Below are 24,022 nucleotides of genomic sequence, written 5' to 3' on the forward strand. Positions count from 1 at the left end.
GATAGTAGCCGCCGCAGAAGCGGCGTCGGACAGGCACGCTGGAATCGTCGACAATCCTGCGTTGAGGCTTGAGCTTCGGTGCGTCACCGTATTCATTATTGAGCCTTCCTGTCAGAGGTAGTCGTGAGCAGCGTTCCAATTGAGGCCGTCGCACCGGGCGATGCCGACGTGTTTGTGGCACGTCAACCAGTCATGGATCGGGCTGGTCGAGTTGTCGCATATGAACTTCTTTTCAGGGACGGCCCTGCCGGGGGAGCACATATAACGGACGAACTGCGCAGTACGACGGCGGTGATAGAACGCGCGCTGGGCTCGATCGGTCTCGAACGGCTTTCCGGGAGCAAGGCCTGCTTCCTGAACTGCTCACATGATTTTCTGTTTTCGGACTACCCGTACGTGCTACCAGCGTCACGCTTCGTTCTGGAAATTCTGGAGTCGGCCGAACTGACATTGAGCCTCTCGCGACGGTGCAGCGAGTTGCGAGGAGCTGGCTTCCAGATAGCGCTGGACGACGTCAGGAGCATGACTGACGAGATCCGATCGTTTCTTCCTTCCGTCGACATCGTCAAGATCGACTGGCCGTTTGTGGAACCTTCGGAGTTACCGGAGCTGGTCAGCCAGTTCAAGCGTGCAGGAAAGGTCGTGCTCGCCGAGAAAATCGAGAGTGCGGAGGATTCGGAGCTTGCCCGGCAAATGGGTTGTGATCTGCTGCAGGGCTATTATTTCGCCAAACCGCAGATTCTTTCAGGCAAGCGCGCGATGCCACCAGTCAACGCGATTCTTCATGTTGTCGAGCTGGTCGGCAGCGACGCCCCGTTGGGTGGTATCGCGCGGGCGCTGAGAGAGACGCCACTGCTGGTTGCGCAACTGTTGCGACTTGCAAACAGCAGCGAGCAATCCAACGGCAAAGCGGAGCGCATTTCATCATTGATGCAAGCACTCTCGATAGCCGGTAGTCGCGGACTTTTGCATTGGTGCAGACTTCTGCTTTACGTTAACCGGGATGGACTTCCGGTTGAGGATGATCCGCTTGTGCTACTTGCGCAACGACGGGCACATTTTATGGAAGAGGCGATCGACGCCATGCCGGACGGATCGCGCGCGCTTGCGGCCGCAGCCTATCTGACGGGCATGCTGTCGCTACTGCATCTCGCGTATCACATGGAACTGTGCAGCTTTGTCGAGGAGCTACCCGTTTCGGATTTCATCCGGGTGGCCATCCTTGACGGCGGCGGCGTACTTGGCGAATTGTTGTCGGTTGCGGAATTACTTGAACGGGGGTACGTGGACGCGGCGACGGTTGGACTTCAGCGGCTGGCGGTTTCTCCCGCAGGGGTTCTGAAGGTCGTTGGCTGCTACTGACACGGTTTCCAGTATCACGGGCGGTGCAGCGGCCAACTGCGGGCCCATAAAAATCCTACGTTCGGGTTTGCCCGCTGAAGGTTCTGGCCCGAGGTGGCTGCTCACATCCACAAGCATCGCTACTATTCGCTAGCAGCCGAGCCTCTCGCACTTAAACGTCCTCCGCGACGGTACCGTTCAAGTGCTTACGCCCAGAGTAAAGGAACGCAGAGACTTCTGCCAGGCGCCTTGAGTCATCGTGCGTTCGAGACGACCTTGAGTGAAGGCATCCAGCACGAGCGCAGTCTGTTCCAGGCTAGCTTCGCAGCGGAAGGGTAGAACGACGGTATGCACGTCTTCCTGGCAAAAAGGGTTCCAGTGTTTCGGAACCGTTGAGGTTCGACAACGGGAACTCCGGACGGAAAGCGGATAGCTCGCTTTAGACGACGTTTGATCTCGTCCGGCCGGCTTTCGGGAAGCGGGCATGCGTTCTGTTGTCAGGGAACCGTGTTTCCCGACATGCGACGCGGCAATTCGCAAGCGGACCCCGCTGTCCTGAGTTGGGGGAGCATCGTATCAACTCAATTCACACCGAACCTATACTCGTGCGCTTGATCGCGATAAGGCGAAAGGCCTGCCTTACCTCGAACCCAAGGCGCTCATACAAGCCGATCGCAGCCTGATTGTTACTTCGAACATGCAAGAAAGGCGTGTCCCCGCGGGCTTCGATATCTCTGCGCAGGACATTCACGAGGCGACCAGCAAGACCCTGACCTCGATACTCGTCACGCACACAGACAGCGCTAATTTCGACGTATCCGTCGATGTGCATCCGCTCACCTGCCATCGCGATGAGCTGGCCCCGGTCCCGGATTCCGATGTAGTTACCCATCTGGTATGTGCGCCTTGCGAAAGGGCCAGGTTTGGCCTCTGTCGCAAGTTCGAGCATCTCTTCGGCATCGAGGTGGTTCAGGCGCAGCACCGCCGCATCATGCACGCTGTCGGACGCACGAATCGTGGCCACCATTTGATGGAGTACGGCAACCTGCTCCGCCTGCAATCCCCGAATCGGTTCTATGGGATTGAGTGCTATCAACCTTGCCTGCTCGCCGGGTTGCAGAAGCTGGTGAAACTCCTGCCAGGCAGCCGTAGTGTCCGACACAACCGCCGCGAACGGCGACATTTCTGGACAATACCGACGAGCAAGCGAACCGCCTTGTCGGAAGTTCCCGTGTCGGGTAGCCAATGCCGACCAGATGGGGGTGTCCAGGATGTGTTGGAAGGGGTGATCCATATCGATTCCTTGTGATTGCGCTACGTCTTTCGGGCTGTCGTTAAGTCGCGTTCATCAGCGTGCTGAGCGGGTGGTCAGACTCGATCAGCAGCGACTCAAACGTCTGCAGATTGCCAGGCAATTTACCCTGAGTTCGCTTACCAACGACGTGCCTTCGTTCGTCAAACGGGTGTTGTCGACGAGTAATGTACGTGGTGCGTCCCTGCTGTACCATTGCGATAAATGTCAACTTTGATAGCGTTTGCGCCATGAAGGTGAGTGTCCTCGCCCTCGATAACGTGTTCGATACCGGCCTTACTGCGGTTCTGAATGCCTTCAACACCGCGAACGAGTTGGCGGCGCTGCAGGATCCGGACGCGCGGCCTTTCGATCTTTGTGTGGTGGGGATGAAGCGCCAGGTGCGTACGGCGCTCGGAATGCGGATGTCGGTCCAGGCGACGAGCGCAGCTGACCGGTCAGATTGGGTCATTGTGCCAGGGCTGAGCACGAAGATGCCCGAACAGTTGCTGCTGGCCCTTGGGCGACGCGACGTCACCGATGCGATGGCCCGTTTAAATGCTTGGCATGCCGGCGGTTCGAGAATTGCCGCGTCCTGCATCGGCACGTTCGTGCTGGCGGAATCGGGGCTGCTGCGGGGCGGCGATGCCACAACGTCGTGGTGGCTTAGTCCACTGTTCCGCCAGCGTTATCCAGACGTGCGTCTCGACGAATCGAGAATGTTGGTGCCCTCAGGCGATTTCGTTACAGCGGGAGCGGCAATGGGGCATCTCGACCTCGCGCTGTGGTTGATACGGCAATCGAGCCCTGAGCTTTCGACTCTTGTCGCGCGTTATATGCTTATAGACAGACGGCCGTCGCAGGCGCCGTATATGATCCCGGAGCATCTGGCGCACGCTGATCCACTTGTCGAACGGTTTGAGCGCTGGGCGCGTACGCGGCTCGCGCAAGGCTTTTCGCTAGACGCGGCGGCCGACGCTCTGGCGACGAGCAAGCGAACCCTGCAACGTCGCATCGAGGCGGTGCTTGGCAAATCGCCCCTGTCATACTTCCAAGATTTGCGCGTCGAGCGTGCGGTTCACTTGATACAGACGAGCCACCTCGATATCGAGGCGATCGCTGCAGAGGTTGGGTACGCCGATGGCGTGACGCTGCGTACGTTGCTTCGCAGACGCCTCGGACGTGGCGTGCGGGAATTACGCGGCAATGCACGCTGATCGCAAGTACGGAGGGCACGGTCTCTACGTTGTACGAGCACGCCAGTTCAGTGGAAACCGTTGCAACCGCGCCCCATGACAACCTCTCAATTGTCCGGACGAACCTTTGAGTCACCGAGTTCGGCTACTCTTGATGGGTCTGCTTGCCATCCAGAAATCCACCCGCGAAGACGTTGCGAAGGTAGTCGACAAATGCGGAGACTGCGCGCGGAACCCGCGCCGAATAGGGGCGGATAATATGCAGCTTCGGGGCGAAAGCCCCGACGGATTTCCAGTCGGGTAATAGCCGCACAAGCTTGCCCTGCCGAAGTGACTCCTGCGCGCTGAAATCTGGTAGAAGTGCGATGCCGAGGCCGTCGATTGCCGCATCTCTTAGCGACTCGCTGTTGTTCGTGGCGAACGGCCCCGACACCGGAACGGTGAGCCGTGCGACGTTAGCCTGGTGCGATTTGATTCGCTCGAAGCTCCACGCTGGCAACTCCACGCCGCGCGGATAGTAAAGACAGCGATGCTTGGACAAGTCGTCGGGTGTTTGCGGCATGCCGAATCGCGATATGTACGACACGCTTGCCACAATCAGTGAATGTGTTTCACACAGAGTCCACTCGACGTGGGTATCTGGGATGATGGCGCTGTGCCGGATGCCCAAGTCGAAGCCCTCGCTCGAGAGCGAAACCAGTCTATCCGATACCTCGAGCTGCACCCGCACATCCGGATTGGCATTGAGGAACGCTGGTATTTGTGGCACCAACTGTTGGCGGGAAAAAGCAACCGGCGCCGTCACACGAACGAGTCCTCTGGGAGCACTCGCTGAATCCTGGACGCCACCAAAGCTCTCGACGATCTGTTGGAACGGCCCGCGGAGTTCATTCACCAGCTTTTGACCCACTTCGGTAAGCCGAACGCTTCTTGTCGTACGAACAACTAACGGGACGCCAGCAATGCGCTCAATCTCAGCTATCCGTTGACTGATCGATGCCTTGCTCACGTCGAGCCTGGCGGCAGCCTTTGTGAAGCTACCCTGGTCCGCCAGTACCGTTAGCACGTGAAGATGCGACCACAGCCCCTCGATTTTCTGTCGTTCCATGGCTCAATTGTTCACAGCGCTAAACAGTGAAATCGATTGTAGCGCTTTTTCTAATTGACGGTGGCGTCTACGCTGGAGTCATCGGTTGGCGCGATACACGAACAAGGCGCCCGGCCGTTCTCAGGCCCCTCATCAATCGGAGAAGTAAATGCCTTTCCTCAAATTTGACATCGTTGAAGGTCGCACTGACAAGCAAATCAAGGCAATGCTTGATGCAGCTCACCGCGCGGTGCTGAAATCGCTCGGCGTGCCGGAGCGCGACCGCTATCAGCTTGTCAATGAACACAAAGCCTCGCGCATGGTTGTCGAGGACACAGGTCTTGGTATAACGCGTACGAAGAACGTCGTGATTGTATCGGTTACCTCGCGGCCGCGTTCCCAGGAAGCGAAGCAGCTCTTCTACAAAGAACTTTGCCGCGAACTCCAGGCGAGTTGCGACATCGAACCGAGCGATGTGATGGTGTCATTCGTGATCAACTCGGACGTCGATTGGAGCTTCGGCAACGGCGTTGCACAATTCATGACCGGCGAACTATAGACTTTGGTTTTTTACACTGCAGTGAACTGACCAGGCGTTTGGCCCTTCTCAAACAACCATTCAATCGTCCTGTGGTCTGTCTTTTCGTGCGAACTTTAAGCAGGGCTAAGTGTGAAAGGATGCGTTATGAAGGTTGACAGAAATCTAAGTGATCTCCCGATTTCAATCGGGGCGCAAGAGCTTGAACCAGCTCGGATGGACCTTATCAGGCATTGCGATGCAAGGCGTCACAGAACGCTACAGGCCGATAAAGCTTTCCGAAGTAGCGAGTCATGAAGGGGCCGAACACAAATGTTAGACGAACAGAGAAAAGGAGCGTTTAAATGACATACTCGACCACCAATCCCTACACGGGAGAAACACTCAAGGTCTTTCCCAACGCCACCGATGCCGAGGTGGATCAGGCGCTGGCACAAGGCCATGCCGCTTACCAGCTATGGAAGGACGTGGCTGTCGCTGACCGCGTGGCGGTGCTGCAGAAGGCCGCAGATCTATTGCGCGAGAGGCACACGCAATACGCCAGCCTGCTGACCCTCGAGATGGGAAAACTGCTGACCGAGGCGGAGGCCGAGGTTGAGCTTTCCGCGTGCATCTTCGAATACTATGTCGAGAACGCCGAACGGCAATTGGCTGCGGAGAAGCTGCCGTCCAAGGACCCCGCGGTGAAAGATGCGATGCTGGTACACGAGCCGCTCGGCATCATCTTGGCTATCGAGCCATGGAACTTTCCCTATTACCAGATCGCGCGGATCATTGCCCCACAGTTGTCCGCCGGCAACGTTGTCGTACTCAAGCATGCATCGAACGTGCCGCAGTGTGCTGATGCGTTCGAGCGACTGATGCTCGAAGCCGGCCTGCTCGCGGGTGGTTTCAAGAACCTGTACGCTACCCGCGCGCAGATCAAGACCATCATCGACGACCCGCGCGTACACGGCGTGGCGCTCACCGGCTCGGAAGAGGCCGGGGCCATCGTCGCGGCTCAGGCCGGCGCGGCACTCAAGAAATCGACCATGGAGCTTGGTGGAGCTGACGCGTTTATCGTGCTGGAAGACGCCAACCTCGACAAGGCTGCCAAGTGGGCCGTGTTCGGTCGTCACTGGAACGCTGGCCAGGTGTGCTGCTCGTCCAAACGCATCATCGTGGTTGAGGCTGTCTATGAAGCTTTCATGGAGCGGTACGTCGCTGGCGTGACTGCACTGGAGGCCGGCGATCCGATGGATCGGTCCACGACGCTTGCGCCGCTGTCGTCGCAGGGCGCCGCTGACGACGTGCGCAAGCACGTCGAGGAGGCGGTCGCCCATGGAGCGACCGCCACCGTCATCGGTGCCGAGGTGTCGGATCGGGGCGCGTTGGTACGTCCGGTCATGCTCACCGGTCTGACCAAAGACAACCCGGCCTACTACTGGGAGTTTTTTGGTCCCGTGTCGCTGATCTTCAAGGCCAAAGACGAAGCCGAAGCGATTTCCATTGCCAATGACTCACCGTTCGGTCTTGGCGGCTCGGTGTTCACCCAAGATCTCGCCCATGGCGTTGACGTGGCCCGGAAGATCTCGAGCGGCATGGTCTACATCAATCACCCGACTGCCGTGAAAGCCGATTTGCCGTTCGGCGGCATCCGCCGCTCAGGCTACGGCCGCGAGTTGATCGGACTGGGTCTGAAGGAATTCGTCAACCAAAAGCTGATCGGCGTGACCGACATCGACGGCACTTTCTAAGTGCCCGCCGGAACGTGCGCGTCAATTTCGCCCGATTCGACCCGGTGCAGTTGCTCCAGGTCAGGGTGGTCAATGGCGGTCTAGCCAAGCCTTGCATCGTCGACTAAAAGCGAGATCAAGCAGCTAGTCATCTTATTCAACGTTTCGCGACATTCTCTCCTATTTATTACGTATTCAAATGTATTCGTAGATGAGATGAAATACGACGAGACTTAAAGGTTTTGCAAAAGTAGAAAACTGAGGGATCAGATTATCGATCTTGTGTCAAAGATGAATGAATATTGGAAGAAGTTCGTGGGTGAAGGTTCGTCCACAAAGGCGTACCCCGGTACAACATGCCGGGATCTCATAGTCCAAACGCTTAGGTGCCAAGACGGTCAGTCAAAACTCAAGCGTTTCATGTTTTTCAAAGGAAACTCATCATGCCGACTTACGTCTGTTCTATCCCTCCTAACACGCTGACAGACGAACAGAAGACGCAGATCGCCGTTGCAATCGGCAAGCGTCATAGTGAAGCGACTGGTGCTCACCCGTTTTTTGTCCAAGTCGAGATTGACGAGAACCCTGGGAAGACTCGCTATCTCGGTGGTTCCCCGGCCAATGCACACATCTGGATTCGCGGTGACATCCGCGCCGGGCGTTCCGACGAAGCTCGGCAGCAGCTTATGCTGAACGTCATGCGAGATGTCGCCAGCATCACCGGTCTTAAGGAACGGGAGATTTGGATCTATTTGTGTAATCTCGCACCCATCGATATGGTTGAATATGGCCATGTGCTGCCCCCGCCCGGTGGAGAAAAATCATGGTTCGAAAATCTGCCTAACGAACTGAAGACTTATCTCATGGGTCTAGGCGTACAACAACAGAATTTTCGTTTGTAAAGGAGCAGTCAACTTGCTGATAAAGAGGCAGCGACCTCGAAGATCCCGCCGCTCTGGAGCCGGTCCTGTTGCGTCAGGTTCGCTCGTTTCGCGTATCCCCCGAGTTGGCCGATGATCGCGCAGAAACTATCCACATTCAGCTTGTACAGCGCCCGGCCAAACAGGTGATACGCCTTGCCAGGCGTGAGCCATCACGCTAGGCGGGAGGGCGAGCGAGGCCTTCCTGTCGAGCTTCAGTCCGATGCAAAAGCACTTCGTACTGGAGCGACATCTAGTGGGCACGTCGCTTTACCGCAAACAACACCGTGAACGCTTTGCCGAATGGCATCGTTTCACTGACCTTACCCGAATCCGTGCGGTCTTTAGGAGAGGTGCGCCTTCAGGCCAAAAACTGCTCTGCAAATTCGGGGGAAGCAAGCTGGTCAAGCATCTCTCTGAACTCCTTGGCGTTGGTGCTGCCTACAAGGGAGTCGAACCGCTTTTGCGCCTGCTTCCAGAGCACTTCCGCCTCGTGTAGCTTTGCCTCTCCAGCTTCAGTCAGGGCGATGCGGCGCCTGCGGGCATCTTCATTGTCCTTCCGGTTCGCGACAAGGCCGTCCCGAATAAGTGGCTTCGGCGTGTGACGAAGCGCAGATAGATCCATGACGATACTCCGCGAATCTGTGCGGCGACGAGCGGATAAATCCATCATTCCACTTTGAATGTGTAGCGCCCCTGTGTGCGGTGGCCGTTGCGGCGACCGCACGGGAGACCGAATAGACGCTCGGTGTGCGCAGATTCAACGCGACCGACATGTGTTTCTTTTTCGTCGAGTCGACGACAGACTTTGCGCTCGTCACACTGTCACACCTGTGGTGTCAAACTCGCGGTTACCGGTCGAGTTCGAGACGATGTCGCAAAGAAGAAACGCACGTGCGCGGAGGGGCCCTTGTCTGCACTAGTCGCGCGGTTGATGGAAAGCCGCGCCTAGATGCCGAATTGACCGTAACGTTTCATTCAGAGCCCCACTAGCACGGCCAGCGCGACGAGTCGGCGTCAGGGCTCAACATGCAATCGAACTCGATACAGGCTATTGCAACTGGTCGATTCCAGTTGCGCTCTCGGTTAGTGAACGGTCGGCGGGTGCAGGATTACGGGTACACTTTTTGATCCCATGAAGACCGCAAGAAACTTGACTGGTTCGTTCGTGTCGTTGCGCCCACGATGCCAATGCGTTCGCGACTGTAGGAATGCCTGACCAGCGGAAAACTGCTGCCGCTGCCCGTCTTGAAACTCAACGGTCAAGGTTCCCTGCAGCACATAAAGATAGGCGGGAACCGGATGGGTCATCCACTGCGTCGTAGTCTGTGGTGGAATCGTAAGAATTTCCGTGGAAACTACCGGTTGTGCGGTACTTAGGTACTCCAGTCGCTCACCGGCGATCGTTGTATCCAGAGGCGCAAGCGTTTGCATGGTGACTTCCTGGCCGGGTGCCGCGGACGCACTCTGACTTAAAGCGAGACCACTGACGGACAAGAGCGCTGCAGATAACACAGACGCGACTCGCCATTGAAAACCACTTTTCGTCTTTTGCATGATGAAGCTCCTTAATGGTATATGCCACAAAATGTCGAGCAAGCCAACAGAGGTTTGGGCCGCTATGGTGTTGGAGCAACCCGAGGAACAGGGAACACGGGGTCAGTCTTTGCGTTCCACTTACTGGTAGTACCAACGCGGATGATGGCCTTGCCAGCGGTGCCCCGCGCCGAACACGTTTAGTCGATGGATACCCCTGTCACGACGGGTACGGTCGCTTTCGAATGCGCCGGCGTTTCCGCTGGGTCGATGAGAAGCCACGCGATGGCAGCGGCAATGAATCCGACAGCCGAGGCCGCCAACATCAGACTCACATATCCGTGAGCAAGAGTCTGGAGCGCAAGCTGCACCGTTGCCCCATGAGAGGTCAAGGCGACGCCAGCAGAGTCGACGTTTCCGTTAGCAATGAGACGCGTGATCTCAACGCGGGCCGATTCGTCAACGCCGGGAAGCACCTGGTTCAGACTGGAGGCGATCCGCTGAAAGAGAATCGCACCGAGCGCGGCGAACCCGACCACGACCCCGCTGAACCTCATCGCTCCCGAAATGCCAGAGGCCATGCCAGCTCGCTCGACCGGAATCACGGTCATGCCGACCTTGACGACCTGACCGTTCAAGATGCCGGCGCCGATAGACGCTACAAACATGGGAGTGGCGATCGCCAGGTAACTGAACCGCGGGATGCACATCGCCGTGAACAGAAGACCGACCGCCACAAGCAGCAGACCCAGTACCAGCATTCCACGCCCAGAGAGACGATGCTCGAGATGGGACGAAATGATTCGCGGCACCACAAAAAGCGGTACCACGAGCGGGAGCATCAATATCCCTGCGTGAAACGGCGAATATCCGAGCGCACTCTGGAAAAAGAAGGGCAGATAGGTCAGCATGGTCAGGAACGTGACCGCGAATGACACCGCCGCCGTGTTCGCACCCAGGTACGTCCGCTTGAAGAACATGCCAAGATCGACCATTGGTCGCGATTGCCTTGCTTCAACGACAAGAAATGCGATCAGGAACGCAGCCGAGCCTGACAATTGGATTCGTATTTCGGCACTGCTCCAGCCGATGCGATTGCCGAGAATCAACGCCCAGGTCAGGAGACCGAGAAAGCCGCTAAAAGTCAGAACACCGGCAACGTCCACCCGGTTCGCGTAAGGGTCGTTGGATTCCTCGACTGTCGTCATCGTTATGCCAATCATGACGAGGCCAATGGGAAGATTGACGTAAAAGGCCCATTGCCAGCCGAGCACCTGGGTAATGAGTCCGCCAGCGATTGGCCCGAGCATGATGGCGACGCCAATGACCGATCCCCAAAATGCGAACGCCTTTGCCCTTTCCCTGCCCTGAAAGCCGTGTGACAAGACAGCAAGCGCGGCGCTCAACTGCAGCGCAGCACCAACCCCCTGAACTGCTCGCGCGACATTGAGGACTGCGCTTGACGAGGCAGCGCCGCAAAAGAACGAAGCGATGGTGAATACCAACAGACCAATGATTAGGACCCGCTTACGGCCGAACCTATCTGCGAGAGCGCCCGCTGGCATGACGAGGGTGGCGAAGGCCAGCGTGTAGGCCGAAATCACCCACTCGATCGCGGCGAAATCGGCGTGTAGAGACTTCGCGATTGACGAAAGCGAGACCGCGACAATGTTGGCATCAAGATTGATCATGAATGATGGAACCGACACGCAGAGCAACAACATCAACTTCCGTGACACGCTTTCACTCCAATTCGGGTCTTGCGCCGGACCGGGGACGGCTGCGCGCTCCAATGCGAGCAAAAAATAGCGGCATATACCACGTTTTAGGATCCAGGTGAGCAGAAACGCACCGCCTCGCCGGTGCCCACGAAAATATCGCCGCGAACACACTACTGAACCAGCCTTCGTCATGCGCTGCATCGACTCGGAGATAGAGCCTTCAGCCAGCCTTGAGGCCAGATCAAAATCCAGCCTGACATCCCGCCACCCCATGTGAGGTTTGCAATAAAAATGGTATATGCCAGTATCGTACTCGATGTTTGACGATTGAAACGGCTTGTCTCGTGAAAAGAGTTTTTCCGTCCGGTGAACTATCCGGGGCCAGCGAATTTGTCAGGCAAACATTGGAGATCGAGTGTGTCGTTAACCAACGCGCGCGTCTCTACGACAGAAATGAACGGTCGCGCGAGGCGGTAGTCGAACTCGTCAAGACACAGGGTGGCGGAAAACGGGCTCCTAAACTCTCTATGATCTCACCCATGGCATTGAAATCAGCGCATCCAAGTACCAGAAACATAGAACCGAAGATCCCGTCACCTAAGTCAGCGTGCGATCCGAAGGTATCGACGTGGGTGGAACAGAGGACAGCTTTCGCCTGATCCAGTTCGGTGAATTCGCCGCCGCGTGCTGCTGCGCTGACCGGGACATCGGACGCAGAGGTACTGCACGCAAGAAGCCATATGGGTTCGGCGTGAGGGTGTCACTCACGATGATTTCCAATAAGGGGCTCATGGTTAGGGCTCGCCCGATGTCGGATACGCCGTACGCACGGCGTGCGGCGTGAAGTCATCGAGACAAGGCAACACGTTCATTGAACGCGATCAGAGTTTCGTGAGAACTGCAGGTTGTCTGGCAGCACCAAGGCGGCTCATAGCGCCTATACCGGGCCCGATGACGTCCTCGATCCAGATTCGCGCCCACGGCCTGCTTCTCCGCCAGACTGGCTACTCCCGGCGACCCGCCGACCTTGCACGCCGTCAGCGCACCCGCACCACCAACAAAAAACCGCCACCAAAATGCCGTCAGTATGCCCCTGTCTTTCGCCAAATCAGGCAGGCTCTCGCGAGCTGCATGATATGCGATGGCTACTCTCCGGGTACCGCACACTTCGGTCGGTCGGGGCAGGCCTTGGAATTCCTGTCGACGAACGCCGCTAGATCTGGTGCAGAGAACCTAGGCGCATCTGGTAGGGAAGGGTCGTCGTATTTCCATCGCGTGCGCAACGCAGAACCTCGATATACTACAATGATGTAGGTACAACTGTTGCATTGAGATGATGATGCCGCATCTAGGACGCCGTGTCCGCAACATCAACCCGGAAACCCTTTATGTTCACCGACTGCTATTGCACACAGTTCCGTCGCTCAGCCAACGCACTGACCAGCGTATATGACGACGCTCTTCGGCCTGTCGGGCTCAAAATTACCCAGTTCTCTTTGTTGAGGGCGCTTGAGCGTCTCGGCGCTGCGACCTTCACCGAGATCGCCGCAGAGCTCGCACTCGACAAAACAACGATCTCGCGAAATCTGAACCTTCTTGTGAGTGCCGGTTGGGTAGATGTGGCCCCGGAAGAAGATGCTCGGTATAAAGTTGCTACCCTTAGCGCAGAGGGATTGAGGGTGCTGCGCCTGGCCGAACCGTTCTGGCGCACTGCGCAAAAGCGGGTCGAGCGCCAGGTGCGGCAATTCATGAGGGACCCAGCGAACCAGCTCTTGGAAGCGCTTGAATCCCTGCAGCAGGCGGGAAGGGGCTAGGGGAAGCCCATATGCATGGAGACGGGCGCCAATCAAGGGTAAACACTGCTGGAAAAGAAGCGGAGCGATTACTAAGATGTACCTACAACTGCTTTCGGGCAGTTTTCAATGCTCATACAGTTGTAGCTACAACTGAGGTTCCAGTGACGAACGTTTGGTGTCGCGGTCGTCGGTGCAGGCGTGCTTTTTTTACGCATGTAGTTGCATATACATCTACATGTAATTTTGATTTCGAAGGAGGAATCAAATGCCAACGTATATCGTGTCGGCCGTATCCGGCAGATTCAGCGAAAAGATTAAGCAGCAGATCGCGGAGGGGATCACAGATTCTCATAGCAACGCCACCGGCGCGCAGGGTTTTTTCGCGCAGGTAATCTTCAGTGAGATTCCCGACGGCAGCCACTTCATGGGAGGAAGTCCTTTGAAGTCAGACCAGATTTTCGTTCACGGCCACATCCGCGCCGGACGAACTGCTCAGCAAAAGGACCAGTTACTTGAAGACATTGTGAAGGTGATCGCTAGCGCGGCGTCGACGGAACGGCGCCACGTTTGGGCATACGTGTCCGAACTGCCGCCTTCGCAAATGGTGGAATACGGAAAAGTTCTCCCCGAACCCGGAACTGAGGAGGATTGGCTCAGCTCGATGTCTCATGCTGACCGTGAGCATCTTCTTAGCATTGGCAAATCGAAACCAGACTAATTGCGCTGAGTGGAACACCGGGATAGACCATGAGTACTTCAGCATACGCGCTACCGCAGCCACATAGAAGAATGACTCGAGAAGAACGCAAGATCGTGTTCGCGTCTTCTCTTGGCGCGGTCTTCGAGTGGTATGACTTTTACCTGTATGGTTCGCTGGCCGCGATCGTTGGCAAGCAGTTTTTCTCAGGCGTAAACGAAACGGCCTCATTCATCTTTGCACTACTTGCGTTCGCAGCAGGATTCGCGGTTCGTCCCTTCGGAGCTCTTGTTTTTGGCCGACTTGGTGATCTCGTTGGCAGAAAATATACGTTCCTGATTACCATCCTGCTGATGGGCTCGTCGACTTTCCTGGTTGGTATCCTTCCTTCATACACTTCAATTGGTATCACCGCGCCGATCTTGCTGGTAACGCTTCGTCTGGTTCAGGGTCTCGCACTTGGTGGCGAATATGGCGGAGCCGCGACGTATGTCGCTGAGCACGCACCTCCGGGCAAGCGCGGCGCGTTTACGGCGTGGATCCAAACGACGGCAACGCTCGGTTTCTTTCTGTCACTGCTGGTTGTTCTCGGCGCCCGATTTTTCGTCGGAGAAGCGAAGTTCGCGGTATGGGGGTGGCGTATCCCTTTCGTTTTCTCCATCATCCTCGTGTCCATGTCAGTATGGATCCGTCTTTCATTACACGAGTCTCCTGTCTTCCTGAAAATGAAGGCCGACAACGCGACGTCCAAAGCGCCGATCAAGGAAGCATTTGGCCAATGGCGCAACGTTCGGTTGGTGCTCGTCGCTTTATTCGGTCTCGTGGCAGGACAATCGGTTATCTGGTATGCAGGCCAGTTTTATGCGCTGTTCTTTCTCACACAAACGCTGAAGGTCGAATCGGTCACGGCGAACCTTTTGGTCGCTGCGGCGCTCGCGATCGGAACGCCGATGATTGTGTTCTTTGGATCGTTATCCGACCGCATCGGGCGCAAACCAATCATGTTGGCCGGTTTTCTACTTGCCGTTGTTGGTTATTTCCCCATTTTTCATGGTCTCACGAAATACGCGAATCCTGCTTTGTATGAGGCGCAGGAGCGCGCTCCCGTGACAGTTGTCGCGGATTCAAAAACATGTTCATTCCAGTTCAATCCTGTAGGAACTTCGCAGTTCGTCAATTCTTGCGATATTGCAAAGTCCTTCCTTGCCAAGGCTTCAGTCAACTATTCGAATATTGACGCGCCTGCTGGCACAGTTGCAACGGTACGTGTTGGTGACCAGGTAGTGTCGAGCTTTGAGGGCGCGCGGCTCACGCCAGGCGAACGACAGCAAAAGCTGCGGGAATTCAACGCGGCGCTTGGCAAGCAGATCAGTTCGGTGGGATACCCGTCGGTTGCAGACCCGACGCGTATTAACTATTTGATGGTCATGCTAATGCTCATCGCGCTCGTCCTGCTGGTAGCAATGGTCTACGGACCGATTGCGGCTGCGCTCGTTGAGTTGTTCCCGACGCGGATCCGATACACCGCAATGTCGTTGCCATATCACATCGGCAACGGTTGGTTTGGTGGGTTCCTCCCGACTACTGCATTTGCACTAGTGGCTGCTACAGGAAACATCTATTCCGGCGTGTGGTATCCGGTAAGCATCGCTGCAATTTCGTTCGTTGTTGGACTCCTGTTCCTTCCCGAAACACGGAACCGCACCATCGACGCGTGATCCACTTTAACTCCGTGGCGAGTGTCGTGCCGATTCCGGTCTGAGTGGTTTGGCACGGACTCTGTGGGTGGGAAAAAAGTCTCTTTGGCGACATGTATGCATAAGGCGAGGGAGCTGTCTTTATACGGAGCAAAAGTCGGTCATGCAGCGTTGGTCAAGAACTCCCGGGTTAGAACCACGCTGGCATCGCAGAGCGTCCCAGTCCGGGCGTTTTGGAATGCAAACCTGGTGAGGAAGTCCTTGATCACGTCCGCCACGAGATTTCGCACCACGGCTCTTATGTGGAATTTGTCAGCGCTACGTAACCGGTGCGGAAGCCTGGGAATGTCAGTTGCGCCGAGGCAGGAAGGCTTCCACTTGCGAGGTTGGTTGTGCATCGTGCGATGTCTTGAGTGTTGGGAATTCGACGAGGCGAGACCGTCGTTATACACAGCGTTGTCGGCGGCAGAGGGTGGAAAGCGCCATCTCCGATCATTTACTGAACACTAGGCAACGTAGTCTATGCACCCACGTTCTGAAAATCGAAGAGTAGGGACCACAACTACTCCGCACATACCATATAAAAAAACGAGATAGCCCCTATCGATTCAATTCAATCTCTCAGATTAATGATTGCGCGTATTCTCCCCTTATCAATTGAAACAAAGGACGGTCGTGGAAAGTCTGACAGCACCTCACAACCCAAGAAACCCCGAGGCGCAAACCGTCAACGGTTGGTGGGCGACCGCGGCTGCCTTTTGCGCAAGCCTTGTCGGTATCGGGCTGGCCCGGTTTGCTTATACTCCTCTACTGCCCGCTATCATTGGCGCGCATTGGTTCGATGCGTCGATGGCAGCATATTTGGGCGCGTCCAATCTTGCAGGTTATCTTGCAGGCGCTCTCGCCGGCAATCAGATTGCCGCACGATCGACGGTAGCGGTGACGCTGAGAGCGATGATGATTCTAGCGTCTGTCGCTTTCTTCGCATGCGCATATCCGGTTTCATTCTCGTGGTTTTTCTTTTGGCGATTTATGTCGGGCCTATCGGGAGGGGCTCTGATGGTACTTGCGGCCCCTACGGTGTTGCCTTTGCTTCGCCCCTCCCGTCGGGGATTAGCTGGAGGCATTATCTTCATGGGTGTCGGTGCCGGTGTTGTGGCGTCGGGCACGCTCGTTCCACTACTGCTTCAAAGGGGATTACACGATACGTGGGTTGGCCTGGGGGTGCTTTCACTGGTCCTGACGGCGATCGCCTGGAAGGGGTGGCCAAGTGAAACTGGCAGGTCGGTGGCACAGTCACATAACCATCCTGCACCTAGGTTAGGCACATTGCGAGCGCTGTACTTGGAGTACGCTTTGAATGCTGCTGGTTGGGTACCACACATGATCTTCTTGGTCGATTTCGTGGCACGGGGTCTTGGTAAGGGCTTACAAGTCGGAGCCGAGTATTGGGTTTTGTTCGGAGTCGGCGCGACAGTCGGCCCTATTCTCGCTGGCGTCCTAGCTGACCGGATAGGCTTCGGACGGGCGCTACGTTTCGCGTTTGTATTGGAAATCGGTGGAATTGCAATTCCAGCTCTAGGTGTGGGGCCGCTCTGGTTGATCGTCTCTAGTGTGGTGGTTGGGGCTTTCGTCACCGGCACAGTTCCACTTGTGTTGGGTCGCGTGCACGAACTTCTTGCACATCATCCTGCGCAGCAAAAACCGGCATGGAGAACGGCGACGGTGGCGTTTGCTCTCTTCCAGGCCGTGGCTGCGTATGGACTGTCCTTTATATTCGCCCGTAGCGGAGGCAACTACAAATTGCTATTCGTCATCGGCGCTGTGACGATGGTGATCGCCCTGGTGATCGACCTGCTAGCAGCCGACAATCGCGCTACTAGCTGAGGATGCCCGCATCCGGTTGCTTCGTAAAACCCGGTCCCCCGAAGGCCATCGCAAAACGCCTCGGCTGCGTTTTCACATTAAGCCCGCGCGTGGATATGATTGGTAGCGCAAGCCTAGGGGTTGGCTTGCGCGTTCAGGAAATTCGTGAACGGCGTGGCTCAGATGGCGCAAAACGGCATACAAGAAGATAAATAGCGCCGCCAGCAGAGTGACTGCTCTAAACAGATTGTGTGCTAGGGCATTCAAGGCGAACTTACGTTTGAACCCCAGCAGCCCACGGCGCCGAAAGCGCTTAAACCCCGGCAGAGAGTGCAAGCTACGGCAGCACACGGGTGACACTTCCCCAAGCCCACACATTTTTTCCCAATAGAACTTTGGCGAGGAGTCCCAACTCAGGACGGACCAGCCTGCTTATAGTTATGTAGCTTGCAATAAGCACGCAAAAAACGTTCTTAGGTAGAGCGGCGACTTGCCTCCTGCTAAAGACAGGGTAGTCGAAAGATCTGGCACATGTACGTAAATTGGCAACTATTTACCGGACACCTGCGTCGGATTGGGTCTGTATCGTTAGGATTGGAAATTCTAGCTTGTGCGGACAACGCAAGCTGTTGTGGAACTCGTATTTACACGCGTGGAAATAGCTTTCTTCGTGCAAGTGATGTATAGTGGTTGTAGATACAACTGTAGGCAACGAAAAATGACGAGAAGTTCCTTTGCAGGTGTGGATTGCGGGGTAGCCCAGGCAGTCGATCAACTGGGCGATAAGTGGACACTTGTGATCCTCCGTAGTGCCTTCGCCGGCATCATGCGGTTCGACGAATTTACCGAGCATCTGGGAATCGCGGCGAACATCTTGGCGGATCGACTTAGCAAGCTGGTAGAAGTCGACGTTCTTCGCAAGCAGAAGGTCGAAGGGGATGGTCGTGCAGTGGCGTATCTATTGACGGCAAAGGGTCTTGATACATACCCGTTGATCATTTTCCTCAATCAGTGGTCGGAGCGCTGGATGGGAAGTTCGAAAGGACGTCGCATCCAGATTCTCGAAAGAAAGACGGATCGGCCAATCCGGGAGGTTCAGGTTCTTGCAGAAGGTGGCAAGGCTTTGACGGCACATGAAACCTATATGTGTAGCGATGCCAGCGGAAGTGATGTTTTAAATCGCTCCCAGACGATCGTCGCGCGGCGTCGCGGCAACGACCTCCGCTAGCTGCATCGCAGGCCACATTCATTTTGAACGACGGCCGCAAATGAGGCGGCCGTTATCAGCAGATCGCGATATCTGCGGGCGGAGCGGGCAACCAGTCTCTGGATTTTTGTCGACAATGGTGGATCGGAAGAACATGGATACAATTCGATGCATGAGGAATTTCGTTGGGGTCGCGGAGTCTGGAAGCTTCACGGCGGCTGCTCTTCAACTGAATACAACAACGGGTTATGTGTCCCGCTCGATCTCTGAACTTGAGTCTCATTTGCGGACCCGCCTGCTGAACCGTACTACGCGACGCGTTGCACTGACTGAGGCGGGTGAGCAGTATCTAGAAAGGTGCTACGCGATCATCGCTTCGATTGCTCATGCGGAGGCCGAGGCGTCCAATGCGCATGCGATTCCCGTCGGGACGCTGCGAGTTCACGCCATGTCGAGCTTAGGGCAAAACTACGTGGTACCTGCGATTGCAGCATACCAGGCGCGTTATCCTTCGGTAACCGTAGAATTGACACTTTCGCAAAACGTGCCAGATTTGATCGCGGATGGATACGACGTTGCTTTGCGGGCATCCCCGACTTCGCTGCCTGACTCCGCCTATATCGCGCATCGGTTGGGGACTTTGAGCAGCGTTCTATGCGCCTCACAGGCGTATCTCGACGCAAACGGTGTGCCAGAGACGGTCGAAGATCTATCCGGGCACATGTGCTTGCAGGTTGCCATACCTTTGTTCCCGTCTGACAAGTGGATTTTGGGCAGTGAGGCCGGCCAGAGTGAATTCAAATTGCCCGCGGGGCGATTCAAGGTTAACGATGCGGATGCGATGGCTGTCGCCTTGCAAGAGAGTATGGGAATTGGTTCTCTGCCGACACTTACTATCAGATCCCTGTTTCGCTCCGGTACGTTGGTCAGGGTACTGCCTCAATATCACCTTCAACCTCTAAATCTGTACGTCCTTCATGCGTCCAGGCAGTTTCTGGATGCGAAGATCAAGACGTGGATTGACTTCTTGCGCGACTGGATAGGAGAGGCGCTGACGAGTGACGCCGCGGCGATAAGTGGCATACCGAGGCCGCGCGAGGTGAGGCCGATGGAGGCGTTACCTCAAAGCGTTTGAATAATTGGAGTGCAAACTTGCACCCGTTCTCGCTTCGTGACGTGTGGGGACGCCCATCTACTACGACCCTTTACTGACGAGCAGCGCTGCGCAAGGCGTCGCCACGCGATTTCCGTTTCATTGTTGTCCAGCGGAGGGCGGGCCGCAGCTGCGGCCGGCGGCACAGAAATCCAAGCCGATGATGCCGAGCCTTCCGTCAATTTGTGTCAATGAGGACTGCGTGACTGCGGGTGAAGCCTGCACCCTCCATCCGTCGATGGTCGATCACGTGCTGACTTGGTCAAGCGGGGGGCGCACGCGTCAGTTGCGCGCGGAACAGTCGCACTACCGAGGACGCGGCTGTACGCCTCCCGACGTTAAAGATCTACGGTTGTAGTGTTAGATTAGTCGCCAAGGAAGAAAACCCTTCAATGGTGCAGTATCGTTTCGCTAGGTCGTCGTGACCGGTATAAACTCACGTGCAGAGCAGGTGGCAAGCGGAAAATAAAAAATCAAATCCAGCGATCTACGCACGCCTGCCGGCCATCGGCCAACGCCCCCCGGCAGTGGCGGCAGAAGGCAGGCAAATAAAGGCGGAGGAGTGGTGGATAGAATTCAGGTCATGCGAGTTTTCGCGAAGGTGGTTGAGACAGGTAGTTTCACGGCTGCCGCTGATTTTTACGGATTCAATTCCGCGGCAATCTCGCGAGGCGTGGCCGAACTCGAAAGGCAGCTGTGTATCCGACTGATTAATCGCAGTACGAGGAAAATGGCGCTGACCGAAGCCGGCGAACGATATCTGGCGAGATGCCTGGAAATCCTCCGGCTATATGACGAGGCCGAAGTGGAAGCACGGGGCGCCAATGTACGCCCCGCTGGCTTGCTTCGCGTCCATTCTTGGGGGGCTTTTGGCCAGCACTACGTCATTCCTTGCCTCGCGAGCTATGAGGAAAAGTACCCTGATGTTTCCGTGGAACTTACGTTACTGCAGCGAGCGCCAGACTTGTTAGAAGAGGGATTTGACGTTTCAATCGTACTTGCGGAGCAGTTGGAAGACTCTGCTCTGATCGCTCAGCAAATCGGCGAGACGGCCAGCATACTTTGTGCGTCCCCGTCATTCCTTCAGCGTTATCCTTCGGTGGAGCGCCCCGAGGACTTAGCCCAGCTGCCATGTATTGAGCTTTCCTTGCCTCAATTTACGCGCAACTGCTGGACGCTCTATCGTGGCGAAGAGCGGGTTTCCATCTCAATTACGGGGCGACTTCGCGTGAATGTCCCGGAGTCCGTCTCCGCCGCAATGGAACATGACATGGGAATTGGCGCGTTGCCAGCGTATTCGGCCATGAGAGGACTACGCGATGGAACGCTGGTGCGCGTACTCCCCAATTACATACTGCGGCCTCTTCGGATCTTTGCGCTATACGCGTCAAACCGCTATCTCGACGCAAAGATCAAGGCATGGATTGATCATCTGAAACAGACGTTGCCGCGGCAACGGGCGGCCGAGATCGCGTTGCTAGCGGGGTCGGCGCCGAGATCGACTGAATCCGGGCTATCCGCCTAATCTCTTTACCTGCATTGAATGCCTCATCGAATTGGGGTGCGCCCCAAAGACGGGGCGGTGCTGTCCCGCCATTGTATAAACGCCTGCGCGTGGCACGGCTGTTGATTAATCCGCCTGCCGAGTGCCGCCCCAGAGCCGGCGCTCGGCGCCTACGCCCACTGCTAGAGCCGACGCTCTGGTCCTTTCGCTTTCCAGAATTTCGATAGCGATTGAATCGCATTGCCAATTCGCAATCGTCATTCGCGAGCTCAGGCAGCAAGGCTCGTCACGCTACGTCGCATTCCGCCTCTACTTTTCCCCGGTATCTTCTGATCGCTGCAACCCTCTGCGGGAAACAAGACTGAATGCCGAGCAATCAGTGACCGGTCCATGCGGATTACACAGGTCTACGACATTCCCGGTGCTCCACGGCACCCGGGGTTCAGGAACTTGATTCGCACATCCTGAAGCCCTTTAGTCGCTCATCCCCTTTCGACGCTTTCAAAGGACGACAGTAATGCATAGTTTCGTGTTCCCCCACATCCGGATAACGAAACATTTTTTCCAATCTCATTCATGACGATTTCGTAGAACACTTATGTGTTCAAGCTACTGTTGGGTCGACCTGCACGGGAATAGGATAGGCCCGCGACATAGATAAGAGATTGGCACCTGGCAGAAGCGTCGTGGCAGCCACCGCTCCGTCGAGGCATAAGGCTCAGTCGCGTGCAACGTTCGTAACGGCCAAAAAGAAGATGTTTTCGGAGACAAGCATGTGGCGTTCTCCCTTGATGTCTACCAGCCGTTCAGAACACCTTAACCATATGTTTGACAGAAGGAGACTTTCATGTCGGATTTTCTTGTAACCGACGTACTGGTGGTGGGCGAAGGCTGTGCAGGTCAAACCGCGGCCCTTACTGCGAGCGAATCAGGTTGTGACGTCATCATGCTTGGCGATGGCCGGGCGCCGAGTACCGCCGTTTCCACCGGCTTTCTTACCTATGCCGCGCACGAGGGCTTCGATCGTGTCCAACTCTACGAAGCGATGTCGCAGACCACAGGCAAGGGCTTGTGTGATCCCGCGCTCCTCAGGCGTCTCGTCGATGAAGCTCCGAAAGAAATGGCGGAGTTGATTGAGGAATATAAGGTTCCCGTCGACAAGTCGGAGCGCGGGGTGAGGGCGCGCCGGGCAACGGGTAAGAGCGGGAAGGAGCTTCTCGCCGGATTGGACGCCGATTACGGAACACGGGGTTCCCTCGAGGACACGACGGGCCTGATGATGGAGTTCTCGTCGACACACGGAACCGCGCTCTACGCCCAGTTGCGTAAAGCTGTCAACACTTCGCCCAAGATTCGGCGCGTGAGAGGAAGCGCTCTGGAGCTCGACCCGGGTTCCACTACGGTCGGTGCCCTTATCGATGGCAAGCCGGTGACAATCGCTGCTCGATCGATCGTCTTGGCGACCGGTGGGATTCAGGGCCTTTACGACGTCACGGATAACCCCCGGACGCTGACTGGCGATGGTCACGGCATGGCGATGGACGCCGGTGCTGAGCTGATCGATATGGAATTCATGCAGTTCTACCCGCTCTCAGTGAGTGAGGAGGGTGCGCCAACAATTTTCCTTTATCCGGATTTTCCGAGGCGCGCCAAGCTCATTAACGACAAGGGCGAAAACATCTTGGTGAAGCATCTTGGCGAGGGCTCGGAATACCTTTCGGAGCTCCACAACTGGGATCACCTAGCTGCGGTGGTTCAGACGGAGATTGTCGACGGCAAGAAGGTCTTTGTCGATTTCCGCGAAACGAAATCAGAGGATTGGGCGCCCGACTCACTCACAGGCACCTTCTTGGGCAAGTGCGTCCCGAACTTCCGCACCTCGCCGGTACAGGTTGCACCCTCGTCGCACTACACAATCGGCGGCCTGAAGGTCGATGTGGACGGTCGGACCAGCCTTCCCAAAGTCTATGCTGCCGGAGAGTTGGCCGGTGGCGTGCATGGCGCCAACCGTCACGGTGGCACTGCGCTCGTCGAGGCCATGACGTACGGCCGGATTGCCGGGCGGCACGCGGCAGGCAGTCTTAACGGCGCTGCTGCGTCGAGAGGTGCATCACTTCTGCGGCCTGCAACCAAATCCGGAAAGGCAAGTCGGATCGACGGGGTAATGGGAGAGCTGCGTCGCACAAACCAGCTTGCTCTTGGGCCGATTCGTGACGGTGCACGGCTCGAACGTGTTGGGGAACGGTTTGCTGAACTCCTGAACGAGGTCCGCTCGTTTCGCTGGAACAGCTATGGCGAGATGCAAGAAATCCTGCGCCTCGAGCGCGCTATCAAGCTGTCCGACGGTATGCGCCAGGCCATGTCGCGCCGTACGGAGACGCGCGGAGTCCACTATAGGTCGGATTTCCCAAACTCCAGCGACGCATGGCTGAGGAAGCAGGTATTTGAACTGCGCAATGGGGCATTTCATTTCAAAGATGTCGCCCTCTAATCGCAGTTGCGCGAGAGCGATATCACATTAACTATTCACGCCACGGGGTTGTCTCTTGTGGTTGAACGCCTGGACGTGAGCGTGGATGGTGAAGATCGTCCGCCCCGAGCAAAGGGCAGTGTGTCTCGTTTTTTGTCATCGATGGCGAACTCATCATGAGTTCGTCATCGAAAAAGCAACACAACCAACGGAGTGAAGCTCGCCGACGGTTCTTGAATTGAGTTCGTGGCGACCGTGTCGTTGCGGGCAAGATAATTATTTAGGAG

Annotated in this window: 18 protein-coding genes; 13 read left to right on the forward strand and 5 right to left on the reverse strand. The window is 56.3% G+C overall.

Annotated features, from left to right (window positions below; translation table 11 throughout):
* Positions 1-123: 123 nt before the first annotated feature.
* The gene (locus tag P3T40_RS22190) at positions 124-1,362 is read left to right on the forward strand and encodes an EAL and HDOD domain-containing protein (protein ID WP_429269879.1); all 1,239 of its coding nucleotides are present in this window, start codon (positions 124-126) and stop codon (positions 1,360-1,362) included.
* A 565-nt stretch (positions 1,363-1,927) separates the two neighbouring features.
* Here P3T40_RS22190 and P3T40_RS22195 read toward each other — a convergent pair.
* On the reverse strand, positions 1,928-2,635 hold the full coding sequence (locus P3T40_RS22195; RefSeq protein WP_429269880.1) for a GNAT family N-acetyltransferase: 708 nt from the start codon (positions 2,633-2,635) through the stop codon (positions 1,928-1,930).
* 248 nt (positions 2,636-2,883) lie between these two features.
* Between P3T40_RS22195 and P3T40_RS22200 the strand changes: the two genes are divergently transcribed.
* Positions 2,884-3,849, forward strand: a complete 966-nt coding sequence (locus P3T40_RS22200) for a GlxA family transcriptional regulator (protein WP_429269881.1) — start codon at positions 2,884-2,886, stop codon at positions 3,847-3,849.
* A gap of 124 nt (positions 3,850-3,973) precedes the next feature.
* Here the strand turns inward: P3T40_RS22200 and P3T40_RS22205 are convergent, their stop codons facing one another.
* Entirely contained in the window at positions 3,974-4,936 is a 963-nt protein-coding gene (locus P3T40_RS22205; protein WP_429269882.1) for a LysR family transcriptional regulator, read from the reverse strand.
* Between the two features lie 148 nt (positions 4,937-5,084).
* Here P3T40_RS22205 and P3T40_RS22210 point away from each other — a divergent pair, with 148 nt between their 5' ends.
* The 3 genes from P3T40_RS22210 (at position 5,085) to P3T40_RS22220 (ending at position 8,070) form a co-directional block, all read left to right on the forward strand.
* Positions 5,085-5,474 carry a tautomerase family protein gene (locus P3T40_RS22210; RefSeq protein WP_429269883.1) on the forward strand — a complete coding sequence of 130 codons (390 nt, stop codon included), beginning with the start codon at positions 5,085-5,087 and terminating at the stop codon, positions 5,472-5,474.
* A 323-nt stretch (positions 5,475-5,797) separates the two neighbouring features.
* Positions 5,798-7,189: an NAD-dependent succinate-semialdehyde dehydrogenase gene (locus P3T40_RS22215; protein WP_429269884.1), complete on the forward strand. Its 1,392-nt coding sequence runs from the start codon at positions 5,798-5,800 to the stop codon at positions 7,187-7,189.
* Between the two features lie 422 nt (positions 7,190-7,611).
* Positions 7,612-8,070 carry a tautomerase family protein gene (locus P3T40_RS22220; RefSeq protein ID WP_429269885.1) on the forward strand — a complete coding sequence of 153 codons (459 nt, stop codon included), beginning with the start codon at positions 7,612-7,614 and terminating at the stop codon, positions 8,068-8,070.
* A gap of 379 nt (positions 8,071-8,449) precedes the next feature.
* On the opposite strand, the gene P3T40_RS22225 is transcribed toward P3T40_RS22220, so the two are convergent.
* The 3 genes from P3T40_RS22225 to P3T40_RS22235 all read right to left on the reverse strand — a co-directional run bounded on the left by P3T40_RS22225 (position 8,450) and on the right by P3T40_RS22235 (position 11,363).
* Positions 8,450-8,713 (reverse strand): hypothetical protein, encoded by a 264-nt coding sequence (locus tag P3T40_RS22225; protein WP_429269886.1) that lies wholly within the window; start codon positions 8,711-8,713, stop codon positions 8,450-8,452.
* Positions 8,714-9,174: 461 nt separating this feature from the next.
* Entirely contained in the window at positions 9,175-9,645 is a 471-nt protein-coding gene (locus P3T40_RS22230; RefSeq protein WP_429269887.1) for a cupin domain-containing protein, read from the reverse strand.
* Positions 9,646-9,824: 179 nt separating this feature from the next.
* On the reverse strand, positions 9,825-11,363 hold the full coding sequence (locus tag P3T40_RS22235; protein ID WP_429269888.1) for an MFS transporter: 1,539 nt from the start codon (positions 11,361-11,363) through the stop codon (positions 9,825-9,827).
* A gap of 1,370 nt (positions 11,364-12,733) precedes the next feature.
* Between P3T40_RS22235 and P3T40_RS22240 the strand changes: the two genes are divergently transcribed.
* The 8 genes from P3T40_RS22240 to P3T40_RS22275 all read left to right on the forward strand — a co-directional run bounded on the left by P3T40_RS22240 (position 12,734) and on the right by P3T40_RS22275 (position 23,756).
* A complete protein-coding gene (locus tag P3T40_RS22240) occupies positions 12,734-13,159 on the forward strand; it encodes a MarR family winged helix-turn-helix transcriptional regulator (protein ID WP_429269889.1) in 426 nt (141 codons plus the stop codon).
* Positions 13,160-13,406: 247 nt separating this feature from the next.
* Positions 13,407-13,859, forward strand: a complete 453-nt coding sequence (locus tag P3T40_RS22245; protein WP_429269890.1) for a tautomerase family protein — start codon at positions 13,407-13,409, stop codon at positions 13,857-13,859.
* Between the two features lie 29 nt (positions 13,860-13,888).
* A complete protein-coding gene (locus P3T40_RS22250; RefSeq protein WP_429269891.1) occupies positions 13,889-15,556 on the forward strand; it encodes an MFS transporter in 1,668 nt (555 codons plus the stop codon).
* 663 nt (positions 15,557-16,219) lie between these two features.
* Positions 16,220-17,422, forward strand: coding sequence for a YbfB/YjiJ family MFS transporter (locus tag P3T40_RS22255; protein WP_429269967.1), 1,203 nt, complete (start codon positions 16,220-16,222; stop codon positions 17,420-17,422).
* Positions 17,423-18,119: 697 nt separating this feature from the next.
* Entirely contained in the window at positions 18,120-18,629 is a 510-nt protein-coding gene (locus tag P3T40_RS22260) for a winged helix-turn-helix transcriptional regulator (protein ID WP_429269892.1), read from the forward strand.
* A 133-nt stretch (positions 18,630-18,762) separates the two neighbouring features.
* Positions 18,763-19,743: a LysR family transcriptional regulator gene (locus tag P3T40_RS22265; RefSeq protein ID WP_429269893.1), complete on the forward strand. Its 981-nt coding sequence runs from the start codon at positions 18,763-18,765 to the stop codon at positions 19,741-19,743.
* A 583-nt stretch (positions 19,744-20,326) separates the two neighbouring features.
* The gene (locus P3T40_RS22270; protein ID WP_429269894.1) at positions 20,327-21,286 is read left to right on the forward strand and encodes a LysR family transcriptional regulator; all 960 of its coding nucleotides are present in this window, start codon (positions 20,327-20,329) and stop codon (positions 21,284-21,286) included.
* A gap of 826 nt (positions 21,287-22,112) precedes the next feature.
* The gene (locus P3T40_RS22275) at positions 22,113-23,756 is read left to right on the forward strand and encodes an FAD-dependent oxidoreductase (RefSeq protein WP_429269895.1); all 1,644 of its coding nucleotides are present in this window, start codon (positions 22,113-22,115) and stop codon (positions 23,754-23,756) included.
* Positions 23,757-24,022: the final 266 nt, after the last annotated feature.

Source organism: Paraburkholderia sp. EB58 (assembly GCF_050436665.1).
Taxonomy (GTDB): domain Bacteria; phylum Pseudomonadota; class Gammaproteobacteria; order Burkholderiales; family Burkholderiaceae; genus Paraburkholderia.